Raw genomic sequence first — 12,357 nt, 5'->3', positions numbered from 1 at the left:
CGACGCAAAGCCGCCCCCAGTTCTCTCCGCTTCTCCATGCCAATCCATCTGCTCTGGGGAGACGACAGTGCTGCCCGCGACCGAGCCGTCGCAACCCTGATTGAGGAGGCGATTGATCCCAACTGGAGCAGCATCAATCTCAGCCGCCTCGATGGCAATGAAGCCGGCCAAGCCCAACAGGCCTTAGAGGAAGCACGCACCCCTCCCTTTGGGGCAGGGATGCGGGTGGTGTTGCTGCAACGCTCCCCCTTTTGCAATGCCTGCCCAAGCGAACTGGCCGATCGCTTTGAAGCGGCGCTCGAGCTCATCCCCGACAGCACCCAGCTAGTGCTCACAAACCCAGCCAAGCCAGACGGACGCTTACGCACCACAAAAGCTCTACAAAAACGGGTGAAGCAAGGGCTCGCCAGCGAACAGAAGTTCCAACTTCCGGCGATCTGGGATGGAGCCGGCCAACGCCAACTGGTGGAGCGGACAGCTGCGGATCTCAACCTGAGCATGGAAGCGGAGGCCGTCTCCGCCCTTGTGGATGCCATCGGCAACGACAGTGCACGCCTCAGCATGGAATTGCAAAAGCTGGCGCTCCACGCCGAAAGCCATGGACATGAGCGCATCAGCGCTGAAGCCGTGCACACCCTGACTGAAGGCCAAGCCACCAACGCCTTGGCTGTGGGAGATGCCTTGCTGGAAGGCGATGCTGGCGGCGCCATTGGTCTTCTCGATGCCCTGATCGATGCGGGTGAACCCGCCCTACGCATCGTTGCCACCCTCACCGGACAAATCCGTGGCTGGCTGTGGGTGCTGCTGCTTGAACAGCAAGGAGAACGCGATGTGGCCGTGATTGCCAAAGCGGCCGGCATCGGTAATCCCAAACGGATCTATGTGATGCGCAAGCAATTGCAAGGCCGCAGCTCGCAGCGCTGCCTCAGCTTGTTGGGCCGATTACTGAACGTGGAAGCAGCCCTCAAACGCGGAGCACAACCTGGTGATGCTTTTCGCGATGGACTACTCGGCTAAGCACAACTCAGATGAGCTGAAATAATCAAATGTTGAATGGACGGCGTTGATGGCCCTGCTGGTGCAGAAGTTCGGCGGCACGTCCGTCGGCAGCGTGGAACGCCTGCAGGCCGTCGCCAGGCGCATCGCCGACTGCAAAGAAGAGGGCAATGATCTGGTGATTGTGGTGTCGGCGATGGGTCACACCACAGACGAGCTCACCGCCAAAGCCAAAGCGATCAGCGCCGCACCGCCGCAGCGGGAGATGGACATGCTGCTCTCCACCGGCGAACAGGTCTCGATCGCCCTGCTCTCGATGGCCCTGCATGAACTAGGCGTGCCAGCTGTTTCGATGACCGGAGCCCAAGTGGGGATCGTGACCGAATCCGCCCATGGCCGGGCCCGCATCCTCGATGTGCGCACCGACCGGCTACGCGCCCGGCTGGCAGAAGGGCAAGTGGTGGTGGTGGCTGGCTTCCAAGGCACCAGCCTCAGCCGCGGCGGAACCGCCGAAATCACCACCCTCGGCCGCGGAGGTTCTGACACATCAGCCGTTGCCTTAGCCGCAGCTCTAGGTGCGGATGCCTGCGAGATTTATACCGATGTGCCAGGGGTGCTCACCACCGATCCGCGCAAGGTGGCTAACGCCCAACTGATGCCGCAAGTGAGCTGCGATGAAATGCTCGAACTCGCCAGCCTGGGCGCCGCGGTCCTCCACCCCCGTGCCGTTGAGATCGCCCGCAACTACGGCGTGAACATGGTGGTGCGCTCCAGCTGGAGCGATGCACCAGGCACCACACTCACCAGTCGCAATGCCAGACCGATCGGCCGCGATGGCTTAGAACTTGGCCGTCCTGTGGATGGTGTGGAACTCCTCGAAGATCAAGCCGTGCTGGCCCTCTCCCACGTGCCTGATCAGCCAGGGGTTGCTGCCCGCTTGTTCGAAAGCCTGTCTGCAGGAGGCGTGAACGTGGATCTGATCATTCAGGCCACCCATGAGGGCAGCAGCAACGACATCACCTTCACCGTGGCGGAAGCAGATCTCGACCAGGCGCGCAGCATCTGCACCACGCTGGTGGACAGCCTTGGCGGCAACCTCAGCTCAGACGGCGGCATGAGCAAGCTGAGCATCAGGGGCGCTGGGATCATGGGCCGCCCTGGCATCGCCGCTGGCTTGTTCGACACGCTCTCGAGAGAGGGAATCAACCTGCGTTTAATCGCCACCAGTGAAGTGAAGGTGAGCTGCGTGGTGGACGCCTCCATGGGAGGCAAGGCTTTGCAAGCCGCGCAACAGGCCTTTGAGCTGAGCACACAGCAGCAACACATCAACCCTCCGGCCAGCGGAGAAGGTGAACCGGAGGTGAGAGGCGTCGCCCTCGATCGCGATCAAGCGCAAATGAGCGTTCGTCATGTGCCCGACCGACCGGGGATGGCAGGGGCCCTCTGCTCAGCACTCGCGGACGCCGGCATCAGCCTTGATGCGATCGTTCAATCCGAACGGCAGCACCGCGATGGCAGCCGTGACATCAGCTTCATCGTGAAACGCGAGGACCGAGCAGCCTCGGATCAAGCCCTCGCGCCGCTCCTTGCCCAATGGCCTGGGGCCGTTCTTGAAGATGGGCCTGCCATTGCCCGCGTCAGCGCGATCGGCGCTGGGATGCCTGCCACCGCAGGAACGGCAGGGCGCATGTTCCGCTTCCTCGCTGAAGCTGGTGTGAACATCGAATTGATTGCCACCAGCGAAATCCGGACCAGCTGCGTGGTGGCCGAATCCGATGGCATCAAGGCCTTAGAGGCCGTTCATGCTGGCTTCCAACTCGGTGGATCTGAATGCCATCAAGCGCAGGGCACAGAGTCACCGCTTGAGGCTTAACTCACGAAAGCCCACTCATCTGCTGCTTCCCACCAGCTTCTGGCGCAACTTCTTGATCCGATCACGCAAGTTGGCCGCCTCCTCAAAGTCGAGCTTCTTGGCTGACTCTTTCATCTTCAGCTCAAGTTGATCGATGAGTTCAGGCAGAGCATCGAGAGCCAATCCAGCGCTGTCTTCCTCCAAAGCCTGAACCGCTTTACCAGCCACTTTGACCAGATCTGCATCGGGGCCATCGGCCTTGAGTTTCCGAGACAGTTCGAGAAAACTAAGAATTGAATTTGTGGCCTTCTTGCCAGCAGGCGTGGGCGTGATGCCGTGCTTTTCGTTATAAGTGTGCTGGATCTTGCGCCTGCGTTCGGTTTCTTCAATCGCCTTGGCCATGGACTCCGTCATGTTCTCGGCATAGAGCAAAGCCTTACCTTCTACATGCCGTGCCGCACGTCCAATCGTCTGAATTAAAGAGCGCTGGGCCCGCAGAAAACCTTCCTTATCGGCATCAAGAATCGCCACAAGCGAAACCTCGGGCAGATCTAATCCTTCCCGCAACAAATTCACGCCAACGAGCACGTCGTATTCACCCAGACGTAAATCCTGAATGATCTCGATCCGCTCAATGGAGTGGATTTCGGAGTGCAAGTAGCGCACACGAACTTTATTTTCCGCGAGGTAATCCGTGAGGTCTTCTGCCATCCGCTTGGTGAGCGTGGTCACCAACACCCGCTGATTTTTGGAGGCACGATCACGAATCTCTCCCAACAAGTCATCCACTTGTCCGGTGGTGGGCCGCACCTCAACAATCGGATCCAGCACCCCAGTGGGACGAATCACCTGTTCCGCAATCTGACCTTCACTAATCTCCATCTCCCAGTTACCAGGAGTTGCGCTCACGAAAACGGTCTGCTTGGCCTTGTTCCAAAATTCCTCCGACTTCAGCGGTCGATTATCAGCAGCACTCGGCAAACGGAAGCCATGGTCAATCAGCACCTTTTTGCGGGCCTGATCGCCGTTGTACATCGCCAAAAGCTGAGAGCAGGTCACATGGCTTTCATCCACGATTAACAACCAATCATCTGGGAAGTAATCAATCAGGCATTCCGGAGCCGATCCAGGCTCACGACCAGCCAGATGACGCGCATAATTTTCTACGCCATTGCAATACCCAATTTGTTGCAACATCTCCAGGTCATAGGTAGCGCGTTGCTCTAAACGCTGCGCCTCAAGCAACTTCCCTTCACCATTCAAAAATTCAAGGCGATCTTTCAGCTCCGCACGAATCTCCTTAACGGCATCATTGAGACGCTCTTTTGGTGTCACAAAGTGCTTGGCTGGATAGATGCTGATCGCGTCCAAACTTTGGAGGATTTCGCCAGTGGTTGGATCCACATAGCGAATCGCTTCGACGTCATCACCGAAGAGCTCAACACGCACTAACCGGTCGTCATAGGCAGGACCGATCTCCAGAACATCGCCCTTCACACGAAAACGTCCACGCCCCGCCTCTGTGTCATTGCGGCTGTACTGATTGTTCACCAGATCGCGTAAAGATCCACGCAAATCTAAAGTTTCACCCACCTTGAATGGTACAGCAGCTTTAAGGTATTCACTTGGAATTCCAAGCCCATAGATGCAACTAATTGAGGCCACCACAATCACATCACGGCGCTCAAACAACGATCGCGTCGCGGAGTGACGCAACATATCAATTTCTTCGTTAATTGATGCAGTTTTAGCGATATAGGTATCACTTACCGGCACATAGGCTTCCGGTTGGTAATAGTCGTAATAGGAGATGAAATATTCCACAGCGTTGTGCGGAAAAAACTCCCGCAGCTCGTTGCAAAGCTGGGCCGCCAGGGTTTTGTTGTGGGCCAACACCAAAGCAGGACGTCCGGTTTGGGCGATCACATTCGCCATCGTGAACGTCTTGCCCGTACCCGTGGCTCCGAGAAGCGTTTGATAACGCTCTCCTCCATTCACACCCTCCACCAATTTGGCGATCGCCGTGGGTTGATCTCCTTTCGGGGTGTAAGGCGCCGATAGCTCGTAAGCGGGCATGATCCGGTGGCGTCGAGCCTGGAGGAAGGCTGATCAGGCTACGGCGATTGCCAAAGCATCGGCGTCTTACTCAGCACCAAACGCCAACGATCCGATCAGAGCGGCCCTGGTGAAGTCCACATCGGCAAGGCCAAGGGCACGCAGAACCATGGCACTGATCACGCTGTACACCACTGCGCCACAGATGGCACTGATCAGACCGTTCTTGAGGCGAAAGCCTTGGATCAGCCAAGCGGCCAAGCCAAACAAGATGACCGTAATCATCCAGTTGAAGAGAAACGACACCGGCGAAATCAACCCGCCTAGCGAGGTAATGGCCCAAACCGGACCCATCACCACTTTGAGCGGCAGGATCAGCAGCGTGCCCAATAGGCCAATCAACACCGCTGCCCACAGCGCCGTACCGAAGCTGGCCAGTTCCACACCAAGCGGAAGCGCTGCCACGACAAGCAGCACGAGGGCTCGAATCGGCCATTGCAGCAACCAGCCAAGCGTTCCCATCACAGGCAAACCATCACTGATCGCAAGCTAGGAATCTTTAGCGAAACCGCCCAAACCAGCGATGGGGCTAGGCAGCGGAATCAGACGCGGCTGATCACTGGACGAGCCAAAGCCTCACGAAGCCCACGCACCACAGCGATCATCGCCAGTTCATCGTTAAGGCGATTCACCGCCGATCCCACTCCCACACCAGCAGCGCCAGACGCAATCGCCATCGGCACGGTGACGGCAGACAATCCAGAGGCACAGAGTACGGGCACAGCGCACTCGGCCTGATGTAGCGCAGTGCTGATGCTGTGGGAAGCGGCCAAAGTAGGAGCTGCTTTCTCAATCAATCCAAGGCTTCCAGGGCTGAACGGCTTTGCGCTGGTGCCGCCTTCGGTTTGAATCAGATCAGCACCGGCTGCCACCAAATCCACAGCCAACTGCTCTTGCTGATCCAGCGGCAGCACGTGAGGCACCGTGACGCTCATCACCACATCGGGAAGCAGCTGGCGGGTTTGGCGCGTGATCGCCAACACTTCAGCGGCATCAAAGATCCGGCCTTGGGGATAAAAGGCGTCGTAATTGCCAATCTCCACCATCGCCGCGCCGGCAGCCACAGCGGCCGGAAACAGCTCAGGATCCACCGCAGACACACAGACAGGCACACCAGCGGAGGCCTCGATCGCCAACGTGACCAGCTCTGAATCACAGGCCACATCGATCAAATCAGCACCGCCGCGGCCCGCGGCAGCCGCCACCATCGCCACGTTGGAGCGATCGAAGTTCATCAAACCGGCGATCACCTTGAGTGCGGTTCGCTGCTCCAGGCTGCGGCGAAGCTCAGCGGGCAGCAGAGAAAGGCGGGTCATCCCAGCGAAATCAGGTTCCATCATTCTCACACCGCGGGTGTGATCCCGCCCGAGAACAGGCAAGATCAATTCTCTGTTGTTCCACTCGCTCGCCAAACCATGGCAGCCTCCCAATCCTGGTTGCCTTGGCACGACACGCTGCACCGCCAACTGCTCAGGCAACCGAACCTGCTTCCCAAGGGGACAACACTGCTGGTCGCTCTCTCCGGCGGTCAAGACTCCATGGCCTTACTCGGCCTGCTCCTGGGGCTTCAGCATCTACACCATTGGCATTTCCAGCTCTGGCACGGCGACCATGGTTGGCACGTTCAATCAGCAACCATTGCCTCCGAACTCAACGCGTGGTGCCAAGACCAGAAGCTGGATCTTCAGATCAGTCGCACCACGAGGGAAAACACAGGAACAGAGGCCAGCGCTCGATCCTGGCGTTACCAAGAACTGGCCGTACTGAGCCAGCAGCTGTGCTGCCGCACTGTTCTGACCGCTCACACCGCGAGCGACCGGGCAGAAACATTGCTTCTGCAGTTGGCCCGAGGAACGGATCTAGCTGGCCTTGGCAGCTTGCGGCCGATCAGACCACTACAAAACAATGACCCAACCGGCCCTCGGCTGGTGCGCCCCCTTTTGAGCTTCAGTCGAGACAACACCGCCCAGATCTGTCAGGACTTACACCTGCCCATTTGGCTTGATCCGTCGAATGCCACTCCGGCCTTCAGCCGCAACCGCATCCGCAACGAGGTGCTTCCGGTGCTGGAAGCATTGCATCCAGGATGCAGCCAACGCATCGCCCAACTCAGCGAGCGGGTGTCTCAAGTGGAGGACAGCCAACGCACCCTTGCCACCTTGGCCATTGAACAACTGCGTTGTGAAGGCGGCTTGCAACGCACCCCACTCAAGGATTTACCAGAAGCCGCCCGTCGACTGTTGCTCCATCATTGGCTGCAAGAACAAGGCGTTGGCACCCTCTCCGCCAGCCAACTCGACAGCCTGAGTGTGGCGATTGGCCCTGGTCGCCCCCCCGGAAGCCGCTCCTTGCCAGAGCAAAAGACTCTGCAATGGACCCGCGACTCGGTACAACTAGTGAGCAAGCCATAACAACCTCGCTTGGACGCTGATTTTCAGGAGCAATACGTCGCCGCTGAGCAGGCCTACAGCGCGAGTGAGTTCGACAAAGCCGACGATTTAGCGCGTCCACTGCTGGAACAACTGGAACCCCTCCCCGCCTCAGGAGCGGAACGTGACGCAACGCTGGCCTGGAGAGCCTTTGTAGCCCTCTTGCTCGGCCACATCCACCTCTATGGAAAGGATGATGCAAGCCAGAGCGCAGAGTTTTACCGGCTCGTGCTCGCCAGCGAACCGCCAGACACTCTGCGGGAACTTGCTCAACAAGGCCTCAGCGAAGCGCTGGAGCGCTCACCTGTCATTGATGTTGCTGTGTCTGCCCCTGCTGCAGAAGAGCTGGCATCCATTCCATTTGGCAAGGTGACGAGCGTGCCAGCCAGTAGCGATCTCATCCGTGATCCGTTTTTGAACGCCACCTCAACACGCACAGCGAAAGCCAAGCGCACAGCAGCAGACAATCCCGCAACTGAAACGATCGAAACGGCCATGCCCTGGCTGAAGGCTGAGATGGATCAGCCCAAGGTGTCGCAACAGGAGCTTGGATTGGAACAGCAGGTTGGATTGGAACAGCCAAGAGAATTGAACAGCTCTCAAGAAAAGGCTGAACATCCAGTGAACTTGGATCACGCTCCTGAGCAGGCGTCCACTCCATCGCTCGCACGCACCTTTGATACCGACCCCAAGCGCTTGGAGGCCGGCCTGCTGCGCGTCAACTTGAAGCACCTGTCCCAACTCGGATCGCCATCAGCACAGGCAGCTGATGGCGACCAACCAACATCAAGGTCCTTACAGAACCGATTGGCGTTGGCCTGGCGTTCCCTACGCCGCCGCTGAACGACGACGACGGGTGCGTCCTGCTGGCATCTCCGGCTCCGGATCGCGGGTCACAACCACCGTCGCTGCAACAGGCTCTTTCACCGGGGCTGGAGTGGACGCTGGCATCGCTGCTGCTACTGGAGCAGCCACTGCTGCTGCAGGGGCCGGTGATCCAATCACACGCGAGGGCACAACCCGAGCCGGGGCCGCATTGGGATCACGCCGACCATGGCCATTCCCGCTGTCGCGGCCGGGACCACCATGACGACCGCCACGCCCACGGGCTGCCGGACGGGTATCAGGCTCTGCATCAGCGCGGCCTTTATAGACCGGTGTGCCACCAGGGGCCGGCTGAACCAAACAAAGGATCAAGGGCTCCACCTGCATCTCGCGGCGCATGCGCCGGCCTAAGCCCACTTCCACTTCGCGCTGGACGCCCATCCAATCCACTTCAGGAGAAGCCCCGTCCACAGTGCGGCAGAGCTGTTTCCAGCGATTTTCAAGCACCCATTTGATTTCGCGTTCCGTCCACAACGACATCTTGCGCGCATCCGCTGTGGTGACCACACCGCGCAAATTCACGCGAGGCGGAGCCACCATCGCCCCATCGGTGCTGATCGCAGCCAGGATCGTCACGATTCCGTCAACCGCAAGCTGTTGACGCTCCTTAAGCACTCGTGCATCCACGATTCCGTTGCGAGACTGATCGAGCAGCTCAATGCCAGCCTTCACGGGATCGCCTTTGCGCATTGAATCCGGAGTGAGCTCAACCACATCACCGTTGTTGATGATCAGCGTGTTGTCTTCTGGCACACCCATCGAATGACCGGTGCGGGCATGCTTCACGAGCATGCGGTGCTCGCCGTGCACGGGCACGAAGTATTTCGGACGCGTGAGGGCCAGCATCAGCTTTTGATCTTCCTGGAAGCCGTGGCCAGACACGTGAATGCCTTCACCCTTGCCGTACACCACCTTGGCTCCCAAGATCATCAATTTGTCGATGGTGTTCACCACTGAAATGGTGTTTCCTGGAATCGGGCTTGCCGAGAAAATGATCGTGTCGGAGCTCTTCACCCTCACTTGAGGATGATCACCACGGGAGATCCGGCTCAACGCTGCCAGTGGCTCGCCCTGGCTGCCGGTCATCAGCAACAGCGTCTCGCGGTCTGGCACATCATTGATCTGCTTGATCGGCACAAACAGCTCATCCGGTGCACGCATGTAGCCGAGTTCCCGGGCCTTAGCGATCACATTCAGCATGGATCGCCCAAGTAGACCCACCTTGCGTCCGTTTTTAAGCGCCAGCTCAAGAATCATCGAGACACGATGAATCGAGCTGGCAAAGGTGGTGATGATCACCCGTCCTTCCGCCTCAGCGATATGTCGGTCCAAGTTGGGGAACACGGAACGTTCAGGTGGGCAGTAGCCAGGGACCTCCGCATTCGTGGAATCACTGAATAGACACAGCACACCCTGATCGCCGTAATGGGCAAGACGGGCCAGGTCGAAGTGCTCACCATCCACAGGGGTGTGATCAAACTTGAAATCACCCGTGAAAATCACAGTGCCCACTGGGGTCGTGATCGCCAGCGAAAAGCTGTCGGCCATCGAGTGGGTATTGCGAATGAACTCCACCGAGAAGTGCTGACCCACCTTCACAACGTCTCTGGGACCCACCGTTTGGAGGGTGGTGCGGTCAGTAACACCAGCCTCGTCCATTTTTCCAGTGAGCATGGACAAGGCCAAACGAGGCCCATAAATCACTGGGATGTCGAAATTCTTGAGATGGTGTGCAATTCCACCGATGTGATCTTCATGACCATGGGTCACGATCATGCCGCGGATCCGACTCTGGTTTTCACGCAGGAAGCTGGTGTCGGGCATCACCACATTCACCCCGTGCATACCGTCACTGGGGAATGCCAAACCGGCATCCACAAGCATCAGATCGTCGCCGTACTCGAACACGCAGGTGTTCTTGCCGATCTCATGCAATCCACCCAGTGGAATCACACGGAGACAGGCCTGCTTGGTTTTAGAGAGAGTGGATGTCATGAATAAGAACGCAAGGGACGTTAAAAAACGAAAAATCTGAATCGGCAGCCGGAGCGTCAGGTCTGACGCAGGGCAGTAAGAAGGTGGGCTAAGGAATCGCGCATGGCTGAATTAAGGGGTAATAAAGGAAGACGAGGAGCACCCACTGGCCATCCACTCAGCTCGAGAGCAGCTTTCACAGGGATGGGGTTTGAGGTGGCAAAGAGGGCCTGAAAGAGCGGCGTTAACTGCTCGTGTTGACCAAGGGCAACAGCGTTCTGACCGCTGAGGAATGCATCAATCATGTGGCGCAAACGCCTGCCCACAACATGACTGGCCACACTCACCACACCGACAGCACCAGCGGACAACATCGGCAAGAGCAAGCCGTCATCACCGCTGTACACGGCGAGGCGAGGTCCACAGGCCAAACGCAGCTCGGTGACTTCTTCAATCGAACCGCTGGCTGCCTTGAAGCTCACCACGTTGGCGCAATCCATGAGTTGAGCTGCCGTGGCCGGAGCCATGCTCGTGCCAGTGCGTCCAGGCACGTTGTAAAGCATCAGTGGTAGCTCGGGAGCCGCTGTCGCAATCGCTCGAAAATGCGCTTCCAAGCCCTCTTGGGGAGGCTTGTTGTAATAAGGCACAACCAAAAGAGCACCATCAGCGCCAGCCGCCGCCGCTTCTCGAGTCGCCTTCACCGCTTCACTTGTGCTGTTGCTTCCAGTACCGGCAAGCACCTTCACACCAGGTCCAACGGCTTGGCGGACCGCTTCCAACATCTTGACTTGCTCCTGCCAGCTCAGGGTTGGTGATTCACCCGTGGTGCCACAAACAACAAGCCCCTCTGAACCTTCCTCGACGAGATGACGGGCCAAACGACCTGCCAAGGCCAAATCCACGCTGCCCTCAGCATCGAAGGGGGTCACCATTGCCGTCAACAGTCGGCCAAACGGGGTGGGAGAAAGTTCAGCAGCGGTACTCATAAGGATCAAACAGAAGGGAGAAGCAGTTCGGCAATTTGAATGGCATTCAGAGCGGCACCTTTGCGAATCTGATCACCGCATAGCCAAAACTCAAGAGCGTTTGGCTCACTGATGTCCTGACGAATTCGCCCCACCATCACCGGATCACGACCGGTTACATCGGTTGGCATGGGGAAACGGTTGTGAGCGGAATCGTCGAGTAGCTCAACACCAGGAGCAGCAGCTAAGAGTGAACGAGCCTCCTCTACAGGGAACGGCTCATCGAATTCCACATTGACCGCTTCTGAATGAGCGCGCAACACAGGAACCCGCACGCACGTTGCTGTAAAGCGCAAGTTGGGGAGGCCCATGATTTTGCGGGTTTCATGCACCATCTTCAGCTCCTCTTCGCAGTACCCATTGGGCTGAAGCGGTGAATTATGCAAAAAAAGATTGAACGCAAGCGAATGGGGCAACACCTCGCTGGTGGGGGTGCCTCCATCAAGAACCACCCTGGAGAGATCACGAAGCTCATCCATCGCTCGGGCACCGGCACCACTGGCCGATTGATAGGTGCTCACCACCACGCGACGCAAAGGTCGGCGCGACGCCAGCGGCGCTAACGCCAAGCTCAACAGGATGGTGGTGCAGTTGGGATTCGCGATCACGCCTTGATGCTGCTGCGCAGCATTTGGATTCACCTCGGGAACCACAAGAGGCACGCCGTCTTCCATCCGGAAGGCGCTGGAGTTGTCCACCATCACGGCTCCCGACGCCACGATCGCCTCGCGCCAAGCCTTGGACACCGAGCCGCCTGCCGAAGCGAGCACCAAATCAACCCCCTGGAAGGCTTTGGCTGTGGTCTCTTGAACCACGAGATCCTGCCCCTTCCATGAACAGCGACTCCCAGCAGAGCGAGTGGACGCCAAAAGGCGCAGTTCAGCAACTGGAAAATTGCGTTCCTCAAGAAGCTGGAGAAGCTCTTGACCAACGGCACCACTGGCACCCAACACTGCAACGGTGAGTGGACGGTTGGGGAATGGCGCGGCGGAAATCAAACGAATGAAACTGGAACAAAAATCTGGTTTTAAACGTGGCTACTTGCCACTCACTGCATCGATCCCTGACGTTGTGACGCCGC

Annotated in this window: 10 protein-coding genes; 4 read left to right on the top strand and 6 right to left on the bottom strand. The window is 58.2% G+C overall.

The window, feature by feature from the left end:
* The first annotated feature begins 36 nt into the window (after positions 1-36).
* A complete protein-coding gene (holA, locus tag SynMVIR181_RS00380; protein ID WP_186589586.1) occupies positions 37-1,017 on the top strand; it encodes a DNA polymerase III subunit delta in 981 nt (326 codons plus the stop codon).
* Between the two features lie 49 nt (positions 1,018-1,066).
* Positions 1,067-2,869 carry an aspartate kinase gene (locus SynMVIR181_RS00375; protein ID WP_186525343.1) on the top strand — a complete coding sequence of 601 codons (1,803 nt, stop codon included), beginning with the start codon at positions 1,067-1,069 and terminating at the stop codon, positions 2,867-2,869.
* 15 nt (positions 2,870-2,884) lie between these two features.
* On the opposite strand, the gene uvrB is transcribed toward SynMVIR181_RS00375, so the two are convergent.
* From uvrB to SynMVIR181_RS00360, 3 genes are all read right to left on the bottom strand, one after another.
* Entirely contained in the window at positions 2,885-4,924 is a 2,040-nt protein-coding gene (uvrB, locus tag SynMVIR181_RS00370; RefSeq protein ID WP_186524272.1) for an excinuclease ABC subunit UvrB, read from the bottom strand.
* Between the two features lie 66 nt (positions 4,925-4,990).
* The gene (locus SynMVIR181_RS00365; protein WP_186517418.1) at positions 4,991-5,425 is read right to left on the bottom strand and encodes a phage holin family protein; all 435 of its coding nucleotides are present in this window, start codon (positions 5,423-5,425) and stop codon (positions 4,991-4,993) included.
* A gap of 80 nt (positions 5,426-5,505) precedes the next feature.
* Positions 5,506-6,279, bottom strand: a complete 774-nt coding sequence (locus SynMVIR181_RS00360; RefSeq protein WP_186590409.1) for a DUF561 domain-containing protein — start codon at positions 6,277-6,279, stop codon at positions 5,506-5,508.
* Between the two features lie 99 nt (positions 6,280-6,378).
* Here SynMVIR181_RS00360 and tilS point away from each other — a divergent pair, with 99 nt between their 5' ends.
* Both tilS and SynMVIR181_RS00350 read left to right on the top strand, forming a co-directional pair.
* Positions 6,379-7,374, top strand: coding sequence for a tRNA lysidine(34) synthetase TilS (tilS, locus tag SynMVIR181_RS00355; RefSeq protein ID WP_186589585.1), 996 nt, complete (start codon positions 6,379-6,381; stop codon positions 7,372-7,374).
* Between the two features lie 9 nt (positions 7,375-7,383).
* Positions 7,384-8,235 carry a hypothetical protein gene (locus SynMVIR181_RS00350; protein ID WP_186589584.1) on the top strand — a complete coding sequence of 284 codons (852 nt, stop codon included), beginning with the start codon at positions 7,384-7,386 and terminating at the stop codon, positions 8,233-8,235.
* On the opposite strand, the gene SynMVIR181_RS00345 is transcribed toward SynMVIR181_RS00350, so the two are convergent.
* From SynMVIR181_RS00345 to SynMVIR181_RS00335, 3 genes are read right to left on the bottom strand one after another with little or no spacing between them, the layout of a single operon-like run.
* Positions 8,221-10,272, bottom strand: coding sequence for a ribonuclease J (locus SynMVIR181_RS00345; protein WP_186524269.1), 2,052 nt, complete (start codon positions 10,270-10,272; stop codon positions 8,221-8,223). The genes SynMVIR181_RS00350 and SynMVIR181_RS00345 overlap by 15 nt on opposite strands.
* A gap of 56 nt (positions 10,273-10,328) precedes the next feature.
* Positions 10,329-11,237 carry a 4-hydroxy-tetrahydrodipicolinate synthase gene (dapA, locus tag SynMVIR181_RS00340; protein ID WP_186524268.1) on the bottom strand — a complete coding sequence of 303 codons (909 nt, stop codon included), beginning with the start codon at positions 11,235-11,237 and terminating at the stop codon, positions 10,329-10,331.
* A gap of 5 nt (positions 11,238-11,242) precedes the next feature.
* Entirely contained in the window at positions 11,243-12,274 is a 1,032-nt protein-coding gene (locus tag SynMVIR181_RS00335; protein WP_186589583.1) for an aspartate-semialdehyde dehydrogenase, read from the bottom strand.
* Positions 12,275-12,357: the final 83 nt, after the last annotated feature.

Source organism: Synechococcus sp. MVIR-18-1, assembly GCF_014279835.1.
In the GTDB taxonomy this organism is placed as follows: domain Bacteria; phylum Cyanobacteriota; class Cyanobacteriia; order PCC-6307; family Cyanobiaceae; genus Synechococcus_C.
The sequence above is the reverse complement of the archived record's forward strand: the minus strand, read 5'-3'. Positions and strand labels throughout refer to the sequence as shown.